Below are 19,654 nucleotides of genomic sequence, written 5' to 3'. Positions count from 1 at the left end.
TAAAAAACAAGTATCAAATCGCATCAAAATATGTCAAAATAAACTAATCAATTAATTGACTATCAATACGTTAAAATGCTTTTGGTGACCCAAACATAAGAATTTAAAATGGGTAACCGAATAGGTCTCATTTTCTTTGGTTTTACTTGAATAACTTGGGTTGAAATAAAAAGAAAAACCCCTTAAATCATACGATTTAAGGGGTTTTCGACTCGATTGGTATCGCTTTTGTCGGGATGGCAGGATTCGAACCTGCGGCCTCCACATCCCAAATGTGGCGCGATACCGGGCTACGCTACATCCCGTTCCTGATTGGGTGTGCAAAAGTAGGATTTATAATCAAGTTACAAAACTTTTTTTCAAAAATATTCAAAGCGATTGGATAACGATTTCATTTGCAAAAACTTACATTAAAAAAAAAAATTTCTGACCATAGCATATCATAGCTGCTCCATGTTTAAATAGCAATAATCTGCTCGAATTTACTTTTCAGTTGTAACCCTGATCAAATCATGATTTTAATGTAATTCATTCTGATAGCATTATCAGCGCATGCCGGCTTGTTGTATCAAACATTCTTAAGAATATAATTTGCATTAAAGAGTGTAGTCCGCCTATTCTACAATGCGCTAGATCATTTATGTTATTCTGCCGTTAAAACTGATGTTTATTTAGCGAAAGACCAACAAAGCTAACGCTATTGGGTTATAACCAAAAGGAAATAATTTAAATTATAACAACCGTTAGCAACAATATTTCAACATGATCGATTACCTCCAGCAAAGTAAAAAAATAGACCTTTCTGCTCTTTCAGCCTCGGGGCCTATCTTGATTATTGCCCCCCACCAGGATGACGAATCACTGGGTTGCGGAGGAACGATTGCTTTAGCCACCCAATTAGGTATTGAGGTAAACGTAGTTTTTGTGAGCGATGGCAGTCAATCGCACCCGGGATCGATAAAATACCCGCGAGAAAAGTTGGTAACCTTAAGAGAGACCGAAGCCATAGAAGCTTGTTTGCTGTTGGGTGTAAACCAAAATAATATTTTTTTCCTGCGATTGCCGGATGGAAATTTGCCGGTTACAGGAGATGCCGAATACAATATCGCTGTAACCCGGGTATTCAGTTTGTTAAAAAAAGTAAAACCAGGGACGGTATTTCTACCGTGGCGACGGGATCCGCACCGCGACCATAAGGCAACATGGCAAATTGCTACAGCTGCCATAAAACTGGCGGCTCGACAGTTGCTGCTATTTGAATATTTTATTTGGTTATGGGAAAGGGCTGCAGACACTGACCATCCCAACAAGCATGAAGGCACTTTATGCTTCGTAGATATCAGTACTGTGATAATAACTAAGAAGCAGGCTGTAATGGCTCACCTATCGCAAACAACCGGTTTGATCGATGATGATAAAGATGGATTTATGCTGTCCGCAGAGGTATTGGATCATTTTGATCAGCCCAAAGAATATTTTAATCAAACAACACTTCACTTTATGAATGAACCCTTGCACACCCTATCCGAAAATTATTTTGACGAAGTTTACCGGGAGAAAGAAGATCCCTGGAACTTAGCCACCAGCGATTACGAGCGGGATAAATATAACGCAACTTTAGCTTCATTGCCAAGAGAGAATTACGAAAGTGCGTTGGAAATCGGCTGCTCTATAGGCGTGCTAACCGAAGTATTGCTGCAGAAGTGCAGTACCATCTTGGCTGTTGATGTTGCAGACGCGCCGGTTAATCAGGCTAAAAAAAGGCTGGAGCGATTTCCGCAGGCAACTATTAAGAAGATGACGGTGCCTGCTGAATTCCCTGAACAGAACTTTGACTTAATTGTAATGTCTGAGGTGGGATATTTCTTCTCATTTGTTGACCTGGACTTGCTTACAGAAAAAATCAAAAATCATTTAAATGATACCGGACAACTCCTGCTGGTTCATTGGACGCATTTTGTTCCAGATTTTCCGTTAACCGGTGACGAAGTGCACAATTTTTTCATGGATAAGGCCGGTGACGGTAAATATTTTAAGCATTTGTTCCATCAGCGTACAGATAACTATCGGCTGGATCTATTTGAAAAACAGTAACGTCAGGATTTTCAATGAAGGCGCGGAGTTTTTGAATTGCGCTGTGCATAGGCTCAAATGCCTTCACTTTATTTTGACCCAGTGAACTTTCCTGCCAAATTTCTTCCCAACAGGCTCCGAAAAAACTGTGGGAAGAAATTTTAGACTTTAATAAGCGAGGTGATAAACCCAATGAAACTGCTAAGTCTTTCACTTGCATTTTAAAGAAAAGATCATTTTTATGGAGCCAGCAATTTCTAAACTGTCTTTTGAGCAAATAAAAATTTATGAATAGCCTGCTATCCTCTACAATTTGAATGACACTACCCTGCGATTCATCTGACCATTTTTTCAATTGTTCAGAAAAGCCTATGGCAACTCTGCCATCAAAACGCGGCGATGTGGTGACTTTTACGTTGAGGCTTCTCCTAATGCGGGCATCACAACGAATAAGGGCCTTATGGAATGCCATGTCTTCCAGAACGTCCACAAGTGGTATTCCACCAGATTTTTTATAATACTCCGCGGTAACGGCCATATTGGCGCCAAAAAATTGAAAGTGCCTGGGCAAAGGGTCATTGAGTTCGGGACATAAAATATGTTCTACTTCTGTAAGCAGCAATCTGTATTCTGTATCCTGAAGAAAGGCTCTTTCTGCTGAGCCGGCATGATCGCTGGTAAATATGCGGCCGCCAACAGCATCATTACCTGAAGCAATTTCCTGCCGGATATGGTGTATCCATTGGGCATCGGCTGTGGTATCGCCATCTATTGAAGCTATGATGCCCGAATGGTTGCCTAATAATTCAAACCTGCGGCAAGCCTGGTCCATTAACAGTTTGCGTACCGTACCGATATGAGCCAGCTCCGGCGGTAACTCAATAGAAGCCACATGAAGACAAAATGAAGGGTTAGCTTTTTGGAATTCCTCAGCAATAGCCAACGAACTATCTGTACTATTATTCACAAGAACCAACACCTCATAAGATTCAAATGTCAACCTGTTATCCTGCTCATCAATCTGTTGCAGTAGAGATAACAAGTTAGCCTGCAAATGACCGGCTTCGTCTTTTACCGGAACAATTACACAGGTCTCCATCAGTGGTGACGGGGAGGAATCCTGAAAGGCCGGCAAAAGTTGAATTTCGTTAAAACGCATATGAAGGCAATGGTATTTTCTTTTCGGTAGTAGCTAAAGCAATTTGGGCTTGGTTTAAGGCCAAAGCATATGGCAAGTTTAATTCCCGAATGGTATCACCGTTCAATAATGGGATTTCATCCCAAAGACCACTGTGGTGCCAATAATCATTATCGTCCCAATCAGGCCGGTCAATAATTGGATACAAGCATACCCCTAATAATGGAACACCAGCTGCGATTGCTTTTTGGCATTCTTTCCCAATAAAAGTAATCCACTTAGGCCGGTCTTCTCCCGGGTGGCTAGTTTCTGTAAGTACCACAGGTTTGTTATAGCGCAAGTACGCTTCCTGTAATAAATCGCTGAAAGATCTCCAACGTGGATCTTTATCGTCGTCAGCCCATTTTAAAAAGCTGGCAATGCCAACAATCCATTGATTATTGTAGTAGTAATTGAAGCCAAGCATATCCAGCAAATCCGGTGAACCGCCAAGTTCGGGGCATATCGCACCCGTTAATATATCCACCGCCTGAAACTGATTTTGGTGAGCATGCTCTGCTCTGAGTTTTTCTTCAGCTGTGTAAAATAACGGCTGCACCATACTTACCAAAGGTTCGGTTGTCAAGATCCTGATAGTGGGCATCAATTCTTTCATTGCTTTTATACCGGCAATATAAGCCCGCATCAACGCGTATTTAACTTCCCATCCCATATGATGGCAATAAGGCGAAGTCCCCCTAACATCGCCTCCAAGCCATGAAATAAAGCTCACTTCGTTAATAGGGGTCACAATAAGGGTTTGGCCTGGTAGTTCATCCAGATAAAATTGAACAAATGCACGGCATACACCTACAAAACGGCCTGTAAAATGCGGGTGAAGTGGCGTTAGGTCATCAGGATACCCAAAGTGGCAGATGTCCCATATTTGCTGGATACCGTATTCACACCCTTTTCTGAGCATAGTTCTTACGGTGCTGAAGTCATATTGGTGAGGAGACCGTTCCACCTGGCTCCACCTCACTCCTTCCCTTACGGTTTGGATATTAAATTCTGCCAATTGCAAATAATCAGCATCTATCTTCTCCAGATGGCGCGTTAAATGCAAAAAGTCAACGCGGTTGCCAAAAGCGTTTAACTGATCAGAGCACTCAAATCCACCCATCCAAAAAGATTTAAAAGGACTAGTCATTTGCGCCACTTATTTCCGTTGTTTCTGCTGGGTTACTAATCTGCTGTTCATTTTCAGTTTTGATCTTTTTGAAGATCGATAACGATTGTGCAACTACCTGATCCATATTATAATATTTATAGGTGGCTAAACGTCCTGCAAATATGGTATCACTGTTTAGTGCAAGCTCCTGGTACTTTTTATATAGCTCATTATTTTCAGGCCGTGGAATAGGATAATACGGGTCACCGTCGTTTGTAGGATATTCATAAACGATCGTCGTTTTTTTGTGTTCCTGCCCTGTTAAATATTTAAATTCCGTAATCCGGGTGAAATCATAATCATTGGGATAGTTAATGGTACCCGTACGCTGGAATGATTCGCGGTCAAGCGTCTCAAATTTAAAGTCGATAGATCGGTAAGGCAATTTACCGTAACAATGGTCAAAGTATTCATCTACCGGACCGGTAAAGATCATCCGCTCGAATTTAATTTCATCTATAATTTCACGATAGTCTGTGTTCAGCATAATCTTGATATTTGGATGCGACAGCATTTTCTCAAACATTTTTGTGTAGCCATACAACGGCATAGCCTGATAGGTGTCTGTAAAATACCGGTCGTCCTTGTTGGTTCGTGTTGGTACCCTGGCGGCAACAGAAGCATCCAATTCAGACGGATATAGATCCCATTGCTTTTTCGTATACCCCTTAAAGAACAGTTCATAAAGCTCGCGCCCAACGGCTTTCAGAACAACGTCTTCCGATGTTTTCACGTGTTGAATATTTTCAGCTTTGGATGCCAAAAAATCAGCAACTTCTGAAGAACTCAAATTTACCCCATACAGACTATTGATCGTAGTAAGATTAATAGGAATAGGCACATGCTGACCATTGGTATGGGCCAGCACTTTGTGCTGATAATTTCGCCACTCGGTAAACTTCGACAGGTACTTAAATACTTCGGAACTATTGGTATGAAAAATATGCGGCCCGTACTTATGAATCAATACCCCCGCATGATCGTAAAAATCATAAGCATTGCCAGCAATATGATTACGTTTATCAACGATAAGCACTTTTTTGCCTTCTATAGCTGATAAGCGTTCAGCAAGAACACTCCCGGCGAATCCCGCCCCTACAATAAGGTAATCAAACATATTGAGTTGCAGTTAAAGTTGTATGATTTTGTTTAATCACCTTTAAGATCTCCTCCCTCATTCCTTCAAAGGTTAAATCCCATGAATTATTTGCTAAAAATAAATCCACTTTTTCTAGTCTTTCTTCTTCCATATGCGTATTCTGCAATACCATTTCAGCCAACCGTATGAAATCCTTCGCGCTGGAACCAATTCCAACCAAATTATTTACGCCATATGGATCCACTACATCTGCAATAGGCGTTGAAATTACAGGAAGTCCTGCCGCAAGGTATTCCGGTGTTTTTGTAGGGCTAATAAACCGGGTGGACTCATTCAATAAAAAAGGGATAAGTGCGATGTCCCAATCGGCCATACACTCTGGCAATTGATCATAAGTTTTGGAACCCAGGTAATGAATATTGGCCATTCTGGGTAAAGTTTCCTGGTCTATTTTCACAATTGGGCCGATGAGTATAAAATCCCATTCTGGCCTGGCATCTGCCATATCTCTGATTAGTTCGATATCAAACCGTTCATCAATTACGCCGTAAAAACCCAATTTGATTTTTTTACCGGCGTTTTGATCAGGTGACCCCGCAGATACATGCCTAGCTTTTGAAAAATGTGCTTTATCTATACTACTTGGAAATGCGTGAATATTATGATGGCTATCCTTTTTGGCGTGATAGAGCGCTTTTCCACCTGTGAAAACTAAATCAGCTTTGTTTAGCAAATTTCGCTCAAGCAACTGCATGCTTGGAGGTGCAAATTTGAATGCCGAAAGTTCATCCATGCAATCGTAAATACAAATCCCAGGTTCGTAACGATCAGAAAACTCTAATGCCATTGGCGTGTAATACCAAAAGGCGGTATTTTGCAAGTCAATTGTTTCGATCAGATTGCTGAATAATTGGCTCAAACCATTTATAGTGACGTCATGATCAAAGCCGGGCAGAAGATGCGGAACCAAAACTTGTATATTGTGTCTGTACTCAGTACGGTAGTAAATGTTGTCTGTAGCATCAAATACAGGCTCTTCAATATAATACACCTTACAATGTTCAGCTAACCGGGTTGCGAGATGCTGTGGGCGCTGGTAAACAAAATCCCACCTAAGGTGCGAAAATATGAACAGATGTTCGGGTAATAATAACGATTGATTTGTAGTGGCGTTTAATTCTATATCCATTGGCGGTTTTGATTATAAGACAATGGAAAATAAATTTTGTTGTTAATTTTTAATTTATTTTTTTTTAAAAGAAGAAATATTTAGATCATGTTCAGGTAAGCTTTAATTACAATGGCAGACATTAATTGTATGACTTACCCTTTCGATATTTAAATGGTTCGACCAGGCAATTCCCTGATATTTACCCCACTCAAAAAAAATTGCCAGTATTTCAAAGGAACAAACGTTCACAGTTTAACAAAGTCTTAGTGTTGACAGCTGCGATAGGGAATACCTGCACGGACCCCGTCTCCGTAATCACTACATCTTAAATTTCACTTAGTTCATCAGCCCAGCGGTAACAAACTTTGGTAACACGCGCGGAAATCAATGTAGTATAAAGGGTACACATGGACGCAAATCCGTATGTCCGGTCACGTGTGAAATTTTTACGCTTTATAGGTCAAATTAAAATCGCACTTTTTTCAAACAAATTAAATGTTTTTCTTTATGGTGTCAGATTCAGCGGGGGTTATTAAATAAAAACAAACCCTTTATTTATAAAAGAGCTACTAAATAATGAATTTGGTTCAAATGCGACAATTAATTGCGGTGTTGTTCACATTTTTTTGAAATACAGCTAATCTGGCATGTTTTCTACCCTTAAAAACTAAAACTATTAATTAATTAAATCCCCTTATGACCAAAAATTGCCTCAAAAGCTTAATCGCACTCTTGTGCACAATTGGAATCTCCATTTCTTCGTGCAAAAAGCAAGATGATTTTTCACCAGATTCAATTTCGACAATTACACCGTCAAAAAAACTTTCTCAAAAACTATTCCAAAGTACTTCGCTAACTGGACTCTCTTCAACTGGCTTGTTTTTGGGAATTAATGGCCATCCTTTTGGTGACGCAGCTTATCTGGCTACTCCGGCAACTAAACAAGTAGCAATGTTGAAGTCAATGAATATGAATTGGTACAGAATTAATGTCCTAACCACTTCAGATGGTACCATCTCTGCCTTTTCATCTTCGCTGTTTGCATCCTTACAAGAAGCTGCGGCTAGTGGTAAGGTAAACTTACTGCCAATGCTTTATACCCGCACACTGAGTCTCAACGACAACGCGGCTGATGCTTATAAAAAAGGAAAGGTGCTAGGTGGAAATTTCGCTGCCAAATATGGCCAATATTTCACCTATTACAATTTGGGCAATGATCTTGAACTTGATTTATTGAACAAACACACCACAGGGCGCGAGGTTTCCAACTACGATGCAGCAAAATCTTCCATCACCGCAGCTTACCTAAAAGGCATGGATGAAGGAATAAAATTAAACGATCCGGGTGCAAAAACGATTATTGACGCAGGGTGGCTGCACTGGGGATTTTTAACGATTTGCAAAAACAACGATGTAAATTTCGATGCAGTTGGTTACCACTGGTATTCAGACATGGAAGGCCCGGCAGCAAGAGCGCCTTACAACATTTCGGATATTACGGTTACACTAGCAAATAATTTTCCAGACAAAGAAATTTGGTTTACGGAATATGGGTACAGGTACAAAGCCCTATCACTCAAAAACGAAGCGGACCAGAACGAATTCATGACAAAATTTGTGGAAAAATGTAAAAACAACCCACGTGTAAAAGTAGCCATAGCATACGAATTATTTGATGAGCCATACAAAGGCTCACATGAAGGTAACTATGGCTTTATGAAATGGACTAATCTTTTCACCGTTTCATTAAAAAAGTTAGTAGCTCAAAGTTTTTCCAAATCCATTCTCGATCCGCCAACAGACACCGCTACCAATACCCCTAGTACACCTATTGATACCGAGTTAGTCACAAATATCACCGGAAATTCAGGCAGCAAGTTCCAAGCTTCAAAACTAAAAGTTGAATCTACTTATTACACTGATAGGGTTTACAAAATAAAATCACTGCCAACCTATTTAGCAAATTCAACTTTAATTAAGACCACCAACGACGATAAATTTAACAAACAGGAAGGCTATATTTCATTTAAACTAGCCAGGCCCGCTACCGTATACATTGCATACGATAGCCGCGCAACCAAAATCCCAGCCTGGTTGAAAGAGTATACAAAAGTAACTGACAAACTTGGCATAGATGATCCTAAAGTATCTAAATTGAATTTATATAAAAAGGATTTTGAAAATGGCACGGTTGCCTTGGATGGAAATTCATCGGGCTCTGCTAACGGCGCATTTTGCCACTATGTGCTGATTATAAAAGAAAATAAATAAATGAATTGCCAATCATAATAAAGTCTTAAAACATTCAGGCTTTCGTATACATAATCATACGGCTCTACCAACAGGTAACAAAGCCGTAATATATTGATTCAAGCAACCTAACTCTATTTACTATCTTAATAAAAAAAGGCAATTGAAACTATTTTCAATTGCCTTTTTTTATTAATGAAAACCATTTGATAACAAATTCTCCCTATTTGGACATATTGGAAAAACGACCGAAATTTTGAAGCTACCAAATTTACACATCGAAAAACTTTTCCGGTGTTAGCGGAAGATCACGTAATCTTTTTCCGGTTGCGTTAAATACGGCATTTGCAATAGCTGCAGAGACCCCGGTAATTCCAATCTCGCCAATCCCACGTGCACCAATTGGTGAGATGTGCGGATCCGGCTTACCTATGAAATGCACGTCAATCGGCGGTACATCCAGGTGGACCGGTACATGATAATCAGCAAGTGTACGTGTTACCGGATTACCCCAGCGTTTGTCGTATTCTGTGGCTTCCATCAATGCTGCACCAATTCCGAAGATCACACCACCAATTACCTGTGACCGGGCTGTTTTTTCATTCATGATCCTGCCAACATCCTGCACACTGGTAAAGCGTTTAACCCTAATTGTGCCAAAATCTTCATCCACCCAAACTTCTGCAAACTGCGCTCCGAAAGAGTGAAAAGCATACCGTTTACTATCGCTGTTCTCTTCCGGCGGCGTTTGGCTAGGGGTACAAAGCGCACTTGGGATGGTAAGACCATTCCCGGAAACCGGTAATGTTGTTGCACAGGTTTCTATTTCATTTTGCTTCCCCCGGCTCAAAATATGCGCATAAGTGTCGCTTTTGCTAGCGTCATTTTTTAAGAACAGCTTGCTATCGGCGAATACAATTTCTTCTGGTTTCCGGCCATTTAACTTGGAGTCTGGGTCAGCAATCGCCATCGCCGTTAATTGCTTTCGCAGTAACACACAGGCATCTAATGCCGCAGGATGGATACTCGCTGTAGTTTGCGAACCACCAGCCAGAGGCGCCGGAGGAAGACTGGAATCACCGATCTTTACATCGATGCGATTAACCGGAACGCCAAGTGCATCAGCGGCTGTTTGCGCCAGAACGGTATAGGTTCCGGTACCGATATCAATTGATGCAGTCATCACCGTAACGTCGCCATTGGCATTCATTTTTACTTTAACCGACGCGGCGCTCCTGCCGCCGGGATAAGTTGCTGTTGCCATGCCGTATCCCACTAAATACTTTCCGTTTCTTTTTTGCCGCGGTTCTAAACTCCTCGAAGACCAGCCAAATCTTTCTGCACCTATACGATAACAATCTAGCAGGAATTCGCTTGAAAAATCATGTCCCTTAATAGGGTCTTTGGTAGTGTGGTTTTTGATCCGAAATTCAACTGGATCCATCTTTAACTGATAAGCCATTTCATCCATCGCAGATTCAAGCGCGAATGTACCGGGACTTTCACCCGGAGCACGCATAAAGGTAGGCGTACTCCGGTCCAGATGAGCTACATTATAAGTAACCTCGCGTAGCGGTGCCTGATACAGAACGAGGGATTGCTTGCCGCTAGGTTCAAAAAACTGCGTTAAATTATTATAAGTATCAGTATGATGACGAACTACGCTTAATTTTCCGGCAGCATCTGTGCCTAAAGCTACTTTTTGAAAGGTTGCTGCACGATGCCCTACGTTGGTTTGCATCATCTGCCTTGTGAGTGCAAGCTTAACCGGCCGACCCGCTGCTTTTGCTGCCATCCCGACTATTAGTGTATGCAACCAAAGCCCTTTCGATCCAAAGCCGCCGCCTACGTAAGGAGCTATTACATTTACATTTTCAGGCTTTAAGCCAAAGAAGTAAGCAGCTATAGAACTGGTAAGTCCAACACCCTGGGTGGCATCGTAAAGGGTAAGTTTATCCGGACCATTCCAAACAGCAACTGTGGCATGGGGTTCCATGGGGTGGTGATGTTCGGCGGGGGTTGAATATGAACTATCAACTTTTTGGGATGACGCCGCAAGCGGTGCAGCTGCTTTACCATCATTTACCTGGGCTTCTTCGCCCATGAACATTTTTGGCTTTTCACTATTTGGCAATTCTGTTTTCAGATCAACAGCACCCTTTTCTATGCTGTATTGCACTTTCAATTTAAATGCAGCCGCTCTGGCTTGCTCATAGGTTTCGGCTACAACCAATGCAATGAATTGTCCCGGATAATGAATAACGTTATCCTGAAACGGAGGAAGATTTTCTCCGAGAAAAGCGGCACCTGCTTTTGCCTGCGCCTGCATATCGAGCGGTTTCAATTTAAATGCATTCTTATAACTGATCAAGGCAATTACACCAGGTTCTTTCATAGCAAGTGCGTCGTCAATCGATGCAATCTTACCTCTTGCGATAGTCGCGCGCACAGGAAAGGCATAGGCCATGTTCGGAAGGTTATTTTCTGCGGCGTAGGTTGCTTTGCCACTTACCTTCATGCGGCCATCAATGCGGCTAATTGGTTTACCAGTTTCGCTCATAAGCTTAATTTTTACTAGTGGTGATTGAATCAGCTTCCATTACTCCGTACACCCCTCCCTGCATTGCTCCTTCCAGGGCACGAACGATCGCATTAGCAGTGAGGCCTACCTTATATTTGTTATGCTGCAGAGGTTTTGCATTTTTTAGTTCAGCAGCTGCTGCCGCCCTAAAGTTGGCTTGTGTAGCTTGTTTCCCAATAAGCCATTTCTCAGCAATGGTTGCGCGCCAAGGTTTATGAGCTACGCCTCCGAGCGCTATGCGTATATCACTTATCCGGTTACCCTCTGTTTGCAGAGCTGCTGCAACAGAAACCAGTGCAAAGGCGTAGGATGATCGTTCACGAATTTTTAAATAGTATGATTTTTCAGCTAGCCGGTTCGCGGGCAAGTCGATAGCGGTGATGAACTCTCCCGGCTTTAGATTATTGTCTATTTCGGGATGCTCGCCCGGAAGCCGGTGGTACTCTGCAAAAGGAATACTACGGCTTGTATTATTCGGGCCACCCACTTGCACAATTGCATCAAGGGCAGCCAGGGCCACCGCCATGTCCGAAGGATAAGTAGCCACACATTTTTCCGACCAGCCAAAAATAGCATGGTTTTTATTCACGCCATTTAAAGCGCCGCAGCCGGTTCCCGGCTCGCGTTTATTACACGGCATATTCACGTCATAAAAATAAGTGCATCGCGTGCGTTGATTGAGGTTACCGCCATTAGTGGCCATATTGCGTATCTGTGCACTGGCACCAGCCAATATTGCCATGGATAGCAAAGGGTAATTTTCCCGTATAAGATCGTTATTCGCAGTAAATGAGTTGGTGGCAGTCGCTCCGATGGAAACGCCGTCTGCTTTCTTTTCAATCTTTGCAAATTTAAGCCGCGTCACGTCAACCAATTCGGTAGGGTGCATCACATCTTCCTTCATCAGGTCGAGGATGTTGGTTCCCCCACCAAGATACTTCGCGGTTGTCTTAGCAGATACGATCCCTATCGCCGTAGCCGGATCGGATGCAGTTGAGTATTTAAATGGTCTCATAATAGACGCTTAATGGAGTGATAAAAAGGTACGATCTAAATTGTTCCGTCGGCAAACTGCCAAATCTGCGCTACGGCTTTATCCCCGTGCACTTCCCGAATGGCATCTACAATATTTGGATAAGCACCGCACCGGCATATATTCCCAGACATGCGCTCTCTTATTTCTTGGTCTGATAGGTCAACTGATTGGCGTTTCTGCCGAACATTAGCAGTTACATAACTGGCATCGCCATTTTTTGCTTCATCCATTAAGGCAACTGCTGAGCAGATTTGCCCCGGGGTGCAGTATCCGCATTGAAAGCCATCATGCTTGATAAAGGACGTTTGCATAGGATGCAATTCATTGCCGATTGCGAGCCCCTCTATCGTGGTGATTTTTTTATCCTCACAAGTTGCGGCAAGTGTCAAACAGGACAATACACGTTTGTCATCCACCAGCACCGTACACGCGCCGCACTGCCCATGATCACAACCTTTTTTTGAACCAGTTAAGTTAAGTCGTTCACGTAACGTATCCAGCAATGTCATACGTGAATCAACCGTTAGTTGCTGCGTACTTCCGTTAACTTTAAATGTTAACTCAATTCCGTTCTCAATTAACATTGGCGCCCGCTGCTCAATCGGCATGCTGCGAGCCATTAACTGTTCTATGCCCAACAGATGCGCGGCCAATACACTGGTCCCGGTTACTGCAAAGAGCTTTAAGAAATGCCTGCGCCTAATACCAGACGTTATGATCTCGCTCATTTCATCAGGCATCAGGTCTTCTAATGCGTTACGTTCCGCTTCAGAAAAGTCAGAGAGTAATGGTTTTTCGTCCATAACGTGGGATTGAAGTAATTCGAAGTTGAGGTTAACTGCTTCTTATAAAACATCAGCTCATTGAGATTGTTTTCGGATTTTCGTTGCCCCGCCTATTAATTTACGTTGAAAATTCAATCTTACTAATATAAGGTTTAGGGCAATTCGGTGTAATCAAATACGTATTGAAAGTAAATATACCTATTACTTAAATACTACAAAAAATAAGCAAGAATTCTGGGTGGAGAGATAATAATTAAGGGTATTGGACCCGACAGAGTCTATGTACCAATACCATTTGAAAAAGGCGGATGTTTAAGTCATACTGTCTGACCGATGGAAATATGTTGCGAAAGCCGTATGCAGTGAGCGAGATCAATCAACAACGTATACCGCTACTTCATGTTTCAAATTGTAGCGGCAAGAATTGAGTTAACGCGTCAAATTAAAAAATCAGCTCAAGCATTACGGTGGCCGGAGCTTCTTTACGATACCCGATGGTTTTTTCTGCCAAGTTATGATTAAGCATCAGCTACCCCAAAGGGGCTATTCCAGCACCATGTAAAATAACAGAAAGTAAATACTCAACTAAGGACAATTATTTTAATGTAAAGATTGGCAGACGTATTACGAGTATACCCAGGTCGCCAAAGCGGCCTGGGTATAATACACTATTCACTCCGCGAAATCTTAGCATCTTCAGGGTTTACCTCTGTTTCATCTTTTGATGGCTCTGCGCCCTCCAATTCTTCCTGTACGCTGTCCTTTTTACTATCTAAGTTGTCTACTTCCGTGTCGATGATGTCATCCGGACCGGTCTGTGATTCTATTGGTGTATGTTGGTTTCCTGTATTCATAATTCATTTAACACAATAGGCATACCAAATTTTAAATTCTCCTTAAGCCTTCATTAGACGGTGGAAACAAACGACCTCAGCTGTGTAACGAACCGAAGGATAGCTTCTAAAAACGGTAATATTTTAATTTTAAGCCTAGTGTGCTTAATCAATATGGCAGCGAGTATAAAGAACCTCAGTAGCACTGCCAACACCCAAATAACCAATCTTAAAGTAAAGAGGTTAAATTATCTTTTAGCAAAAGTCGGGACAGGTCGTGACAGCCACCGGCAACACAGCCGCTGTTGGCATCCTATAAAACGCGCACAAAAAAACGATCGAAAGTGCAGCCAATGCTGTAAGATTTAAGATCAATTTAGGTAATGCACATAAAAGCCTGAAATTAACATCTAAAGGTAGTCACTTTTAGATTTACCAAGGACGGTCACTCAAGTGTGGTTTATACAAAAAGTATAATTTGCAACTAATTAAATATTTAAGCAAGATAGAATTTGATTTTTATTTACCGATACAGAAAGTGATTACTATTTGGTTATCAGTAAGTTATGAGATTTCAGTGCCAAATTAGAAACAAAGTTTTTGACCTAATTTAGGGCATTTTTGGAACTATTTTGTTACCCAAGGTGTGGATAACTTAGCAATAATAGGCATAATTATATATTAGTCCATTAAAGTTTTAACTAAAGAGCGTAGGAAGGCTAATGTCTGGTGGAAATTTAATCTACTTTTTTTTCAAATTATGCATTGCTCCTCCAATAAGTGATACGCTTGTCTGCCCGCTGCTCATCACAGGATGGTTGATAGTCGAACCACACCAGCTGACGTAACCATTGCCCGCAGACTCCATATGTTCCACCTTGATGACCTGATCTACCTGCTTTAAAAGCTTATCAGCATAGCCGGTAACAGATTCTCTAAGTAAAACTACCGTTAGGTCATTAATTCCGAGAAATTGATTTGCCAGTTTAAAATTTGGAAACGGATTCTTTTCGTCGCCTTTAACAAAAACAATATTTTGATGCTCAACAAAAACCTGATCTGGTGTAAAGTGCTGCGGATCCCATTCTTTTAGACCAAGGTTTTTAGCCCGTAATTCGTTCATTCTGACCTTGATTTTTTTGACAGCATCAGCATGAATAAACCCAGGATCATCAATTTTAAACCGTAAAAACTCACAGGCCATTTTCTTAACAATACTTTTTTCCCGCTCGGGATCATCTTTTTCAGACTGGGCAGTATTATAGTGAAGTTCATCTATTTCCACTGCAAGCTTCAGGTCATCATACCACAGGTCTATTCTGTAGTCCTTTCCATCGCAGTCAATGTGCCATTCCGTCTGTGGCTGACACCACCATGTTTCCTCATCCATGAGCAGAGAGGTTATGATGGCAGACTGGTGCGACTTATCTTTTATCTTACCGGTTTGTACGACGATATGGTCGTTCTTTAATTTTCGTTTACTTGGAATAAGGCTCATAACCAATAAGCTGAGAATGGTATTAAAATTAAACTTGATGCTTGAAAAAAGAGCAATTACTCTTCACCCATCTTAAATGTTGGATCAGGCAATTCACCACAATTTTTTTGATAACATTCAGCGGCATACTTATAAATGTTACTTGATTTTTCGCGCAGCTGGTTCAGTAAATGAGCAGCGGGCTTGCATTTTTTAGCATCTATCAAAGCTTTATACAAGGGCATAAAATCTCCTTCATTATCATAACCCGCACTGATTAGCTTACCGCCAACCACTCTTGCAGGAGACCCATTACTAGGTACCATTTTTCGCCACACCGCTTTAAAATAATCATTGCTTACCTTATCAGCATTGATCATTGCTTCAGCAATTGCTACAAGAACACTGAGATTTTCAAATCTTGATAGGATGTAACGGAAAAGCTCACTATCTTCCATATTCAGCTTAACCAAAGCAATGCCGATGTTCCGCAATCCTATATTATTAACAGGTGTCCACAAATCAATCATTGTTTTAAAGCTCTCAAGATCTTGAAAACCGGCATTTAAAAGTTGAATAGCTGATTTCCATATAATTTCATTGTCATCCGGAAAAGAAAGCATACTGAGTAAATCGCTATCTCTACTCTGTATTGCTCCGGCAATCAAATCACTTTTTACACCAGGACTTCCGATGGATGTAATTATCCGCTGTAATGCCGCACCTTTTTTACCGCCTTTCAGCAGGCTCTCAGCTATCTTTTTTTTTTCGGCATCATCAGCCGGAATAGCAGATAAGGACTTTTCGATTTCCGCAGCGAGTTTATTCAGGCCGCTGACCTTTTGCTCTTCAATGGCGGCCCTTGCATCGGTAAGAAACTGCGGTACGGCGCGATACGGTATTCTGTCAGCACCACACAATTCCTGTATTCTCGATATAAACGAGTTAAACATTTCTTCGTCCGTAATATCACCGAACTGTTTGCTCAGCATCGGATTGATCATTTCGTTAATACCAACCTCATCAGTTTTTAGTACAAGCGATTCCCGGTCGTTGTACCAGAAAGCGGCCCATTCTATATAAATCCACGGCTTTTTCAGAGAGTTCTTTGTGAGCAATACTACAATTGCATCGCATTCAGTTGCCTGAGTCCTTATCCATTTTTTCCAATCCTCACCAAATTTGACGTCAAGTTTTGAGAATGAGGTGTGTACTTTTCCGCCGTATTGGTTATTCAGAAATTTATCCAGAAGTATTGCTAGTGCCTTGTCTTCTTCCGTAAAACTGATAAATATTTTATAAGACATATATGTAATAAGTTTAGAGCTGTAAATTATATAAAATGCGTCAAAAAATAATTAAAAATATTATTCAGAAGTAAAAAAGGCAAATACACTTTTCTAAAAATAGCGGGCATATCTGTAGCTAATTCCTTTACCGGCCTAATCATAGGCAAGCAATTCAGGACGATCAACAAGCGTGAGACCAAATAACTTATTGATTTTTATCTGGGCCGTATTTGTCGAAGAGCGGTCTGATCTTTTTCATGATCCTGTCGTAGCTTGCCTTTACATTATTCCGGTTCAGAGTGATATGAAAAGGCGGAATGAATCTGATCTGCTGGTAAAAATTACTGCTTAGCAGATCCCAGAACCGATCCGGGCTTTTATGAAGCGGCGTTTCGAGCCTTTCCAAGTCGCTGATATGGATAAGCGTGAGCGGGTAGATATGGATAGACTTGTCTTTAAAATCTCCCAGTAACTCTTTGAACCTTGCATAGAATACCGGAGCCATCAAAGGCGCTTGAAAGGCCTTTTCGTTAAAAATGATCGCCGGCCAGATGCGCACCTGCTTCCGTTTTTCCAGCCCGGTATCGATCAGCTGCAGGTTATCCCGAATACCTTTAATGTTAGCTATGAGCTGATCCACGCCGAAATCCTTAAAAAATTTATTCCGGTCGTTTTTATATAGCGCATTGATATTACCGCCATAGCGCTCGTTATCGTAAATGGAAGTCGACTTGACTTCGGCCAGAAATATCTTCTTATCAGCCCGGATATAGAGGTCCCCCGCTTCTTTAAGATCTTTACCTTTATAATATTTCAGCTCATGGAACTTTTTGATGATATAGTTCTTTGAATTTTTGAACGAGTAGTCTAACAGATCGCCGACATAGGATTCGAAAAAATATCCGATAATGGACTTATAGTCCTGCATGGAAAAAGCTTTACCGTCGGCTCGTTTTGATTTTTTCAGTCTGTCGAACCAAAAGTCGTTGATGAACTGGTTATAGGCTTTTTCAAGCAGTATATTCTGATCGGTTAGTATATAATGGTTATTGCCGACGTTGTAGAAAGGATTTTTTCTGATATTGACCAGGGTGTAGAATTTGTCGTTAGCGAATCTGTCCGACAGCGTGTCGAAAAGCCGCTTGAACTTATCTTTTGCCGGAACTTTATAATAAAAGTTCAGGTAGTCCTCTGCTGCATTATTCCCCATCCACATGCGGTGGAGTTCGAAGATAAAATGATCATAAGGAAGCGCATATGTTTCGGCGAAGTACTCACTGAGATGGACGGTGGTTTCCGAATGCGCAGCCAGGTATTCCATCAGTATCAGTCCGCGGTGTACGACATAGAAAGGATCTTTGATCAGCAGCAGTTCGGACAAGGGTAGCAGTTTCGGGCTCAGCGTCTCGAAATTCACGGGTTCGTCGGGTTTGCCCTGGTCGACTTTGGTGACCTCGTTGTTCACGCAGAGCAGGTATAGCAACAGGGATTCCCAAGTATTGACTGGCCCCATTTTGAACCCTTCGACAAAAGGGATTTCCGACTGGATAATCTCTTCGAGCGCGTATAGGCAGGACTGCCGGGTGAAAATGAACATCTTCTTACCCCGGCTGATCCTGTCTATCATTAATGAGTATTTATCAATCAAAAGCTGTATGCCCCCGCAGAAATAGGCCAGTTCACGAAACTGCGTACTGAAAGAGGTATCGACCTCTTTGGCAGTACGTCCGGTCAGCCGGTAGTTTAACCCCGCGATCTCAGCAATCAGGTGATCTTTGGAAATATGCCGAATGATTCCCATGCGGTTTTCAGGCGGCTCCGTACCGAATAGGTCGCGATAGCCGAGTATAACGCTGGTCCTGGGTAACGGAAAACTCATTGGATTTATTCTTTTAACTACTTTAACTTGATTAGCGTCTGCTTCTGTATCCGCTGCTTTTCAGATTAAGATATACGGTTTGATAAATAACTTCCTCGCTGCTATTGATTGCTAAACGCCAGATATCGAATTCCTTGGTATCATGGATGTACAGCGCAGGCGAAAATCCGGTGTCCGAAGCGACGAAGCGCTCATACTCGTAAACCATGGCCAGCGATAAATTACTTCCGTTTTTTTCGATGCCCATCTCGTACACATCTTTTCTTTTTTTGACCGCGAACTGATCGCTCATCGCCGCGTAGCCGCCGAATATCGTACCGAGCATCTGCTTCAGCGTGTCGGACGGCTTAGGCTGCCCCTCTTCCTTTTTAGCTTCGGCATGAATTGTCCAGTCTTGTTGATCCGCCAGTTTCAAACCGGCTGCTTCCGCCTCGTCGCCGTAAGGGGTTACCTCAACAATATAACTCGTTCCTTCCTTAAAATAGGTATCCACGCCCGCGACGATATGGCCTTTATAGTGAATATTATAAGCCGAAATGATGTGTTTTTTAGTGAATTTATTTTCCATGCGCAAATATCGCTATTTAAGGGCGGACGCGAAAGGCCGTATAGATGGCTTAAGCTTGGTTTATCGCTGTCGTGGCCAGAATTGAAGCAGGGGATTTTTTGTCCATTGTTCCCGCTCAATACTGTCGCCCCGCTCCATACTTTCGCCAGAACCCGGACGCCCGGTAAAAGCCTGACCGTCGTTTGCCCCGGCCAAACCCGGATCAGATCGTATGCTGCGCTTAACTTGGCTGCTCCGTCCCGCTCGTCCGGCGGTCAGGCACTTG

The 19,654-nt window shown here is 42.0% G+C and carries 14 protein-coding genes, 1 tRNA gene and 1 pseudogene; 3 read left to right on the top strand and 13 right to left on the bottom strand.

What is annotated here, in order from left to right; genetic code table 11:
- Positions 1-228 precede the first annotated feature (228 nt).
- A tRNA-Pro gene (locus A0256_14395) sits at positions 229-305 on the bottom strand.
- 457 nt (positions 306-762) lie between these two features.
- On the opposite strand from A0256_14395, the pseudogene A0256_14390 reads away from it, so the two are divergent.
- Together A0256_14390 and A0256_14385 are read left to right on the top strand one after the other, a co-directional pair.
- Positions 763-1,479 (top strand): annotated as a pseudogene (locus A0256_14390) (GlcNAc-PI de-N-acetylase).
- Positions 1,480-1,500: 21 nt separating this feature from the next.
- The gene (locus tag A0256_14385; GenBank protein ID AMR34556.1) at positions 1,501-2,094 is read left to right on the top strand and encodes a methyltransferase; all 594 of its coding nucleotides are present in this window, start codon (positions 1,501-1,503) and stop codon (positions 2,092-2,094) included.
- Here A0256_14385 and A0256_14380 read toward each other — a convergent pair.
- The 4 genes from A0256_14380 to A0256_14365 are packed head-to-tail and all read right to left on the bottom strand — an operon-like array spanning position 2,033 to position 6,655.
- Positions 2,033-3,232, bottom strand: coding sequence for a hypothetical protein (locus A0256_14380; GenBank protein AMR32526.1), 1,200 nt, complete (start codon positions 3,230-3,232; stop codon positions 2,033-2,035). The genes A0256_14385 and A0256_14380 overlap by 62 nt on opposite strands.
- A complete protein-coding gene (locus A0256_14375; GenBank protein ID AMR32525.1) occupies positions 3,222-4,400 on the bottom strand; it encodes an amine oxidase in 1,179 nt (392 codons plus the stop codon). The genes A0256_14380 and A0256_14375 overlap by 11 nt, the downstream gene beginning before the upstream one ends.
- On the bottom strand, positions 4,393-5,538 hold the full coding sequence (locus A0256_14370) for a UDP-galactopyranose mutase (protein ID AMR32524.1): 1,146 nt from the start codon (positions 5,536-5,538) through the stop codon (positions 4,393-4,395). Before A0256_14370 ends, A0256_14375 begins: the two co-directional genes overlap by 8 nt.
- Positions 5,531-6,655 (bottom strand): glycosyl transferase, encoded by a 1,125-nt coding sequence (locus tag A0256_14365; protein ID AMR34555.1) that lies wholly within the window; start codon positions 6,653-6,655, stop codon positions 5,531-5,533. Before A0256_14365 ends, A0256_14370 begins: the two co-directional genes overlap by 8 nt.
- A 912-nt stretch (positions 6,656-7,567) precedes the next feature.
- Between A0256_14365 and A0256_14360 the strand changes: the two genes are divergently transcribed.
- A complete protein-coding gene (locus A0256_14360; GenBank protein ID AMR32523.1) occupies positions 7,568-8,962 on the top strand; it encodes a hypothetical protein in 1,395 nt (464 codons plus the stop codon).
- Between the two features lie 250 nt (positions 8,963-9,212).
- Here the strand turns inward: A0256_14360 and A0256_14355 are convergent, their stop codons facing one another.
- The 8 genes from A0256_14355 to A0256_14320 all read right to left on the bottom strand — a co-directional run bounded on the left by A0256_14355 (position 9,213) and on the right by A0256_14320 (position 19,389).
- The gene (locus A0256_14355) at positions 9,213-11,501 is read right to left on the bottom strand and encodes a hypothetical protein (protein ID AMR32522.1); all 2,289 of its coding nucleotides are present in this window, start codon (positions 11,499-11,501) and stop codon (positions 9,213-9,215) included.
- Between the two features lie 4 nt (positions 11,502-11,505).
- On the bottom strand, positions 11,506-12,537 hold the full coding sequence (locus A0256_14350; protein ID AMR32521.1) for an FAD-binding molybdopterin dehydrogenase: 1,032 nt from the start codon (positions 12,535-12,537) through the stop codon (positions 11,506-11,508).
- A gap of 35 nt (positions 12,538-12,572) precedes the next feature.
- Positions 12,573-13,361: a ferredoxin gene (locus tag A0256_14345; GenBank protein ID AMR32520.1), complete on the bottom strand. Its 789-nt coding sequence runs from the start codon at positions 13,359-13,361 to the stop codon at positions 12,573-12,575.
- A 650-nt stretch (positions 13,362-14,011) separates the two neighbouring features.
- Entirely contained in the window at positions 14,012-14,197 is a 186-nt protein-coding gene (locus A0256_14340; protein AMR32519.1) for a hypothetical protein, read from the bottom strand.
- A gap of 721 nt (positions 14,198-14,918) precedes the next feature.
- Entirely contained in the window at positions 14,919-15,674 is a 756-nt protein-coding gene (locus tag A0256_14335; protein AMR32518.1) for a hypothetical protein, read from the bottom strand.
- Positions 15,675-15,730: 56 nt separating this feature from the next.
- Positions 15,731-16,960 (bottom strand): hypothetical protein, encoded by a 1,230-nt coding sequence (locus A0256_14330; protein AMR32517.1) that lies wholly within the window; start codon positions 16,958-16,960, stop codon positions 15,731-15,733.
- A 187-nt stretch (positions 16,961-17,147) separates the two neighbouring features.
- On the bottom strand, positions 17,148-18,821 hold the full coding sequence (locus tag A0256_14325) for a hypothetical protein (GenBank protein AMR32516.1): 1,674 nt from the start codon (positions 18,819-18,821) through the stop codon (positions 17,148-17,150).
- Positions 18,822-18,852: 31 nt separating this feature from the next.
- The gene (locus A0256_14320) at positions 18,853-19,389 is read right to left on the bottom strand and encodes a hypothetical protein (protein ID AMR32515.1); all 537 of its coding nucleotides are present in this window, start codon (positions 19,387-19,389) and stop codon (positions 18,853-18,855) included.
- Positions 19,390-19,654 lie beyond the last annotated feature (265 nt).

Source organism: Mucilaginibacter sp. PAMC 26640 (genome assembly GCA_001596135.1).
GTDB lineage: Bacteria > Bacteroidota > Bacteroidia > Sphingobacteriales > Sphingobacteriaceae > Mucilaginibacter.
This window is presented reverse-complemented; position numbering and strand designations above follow the sequence as displayed.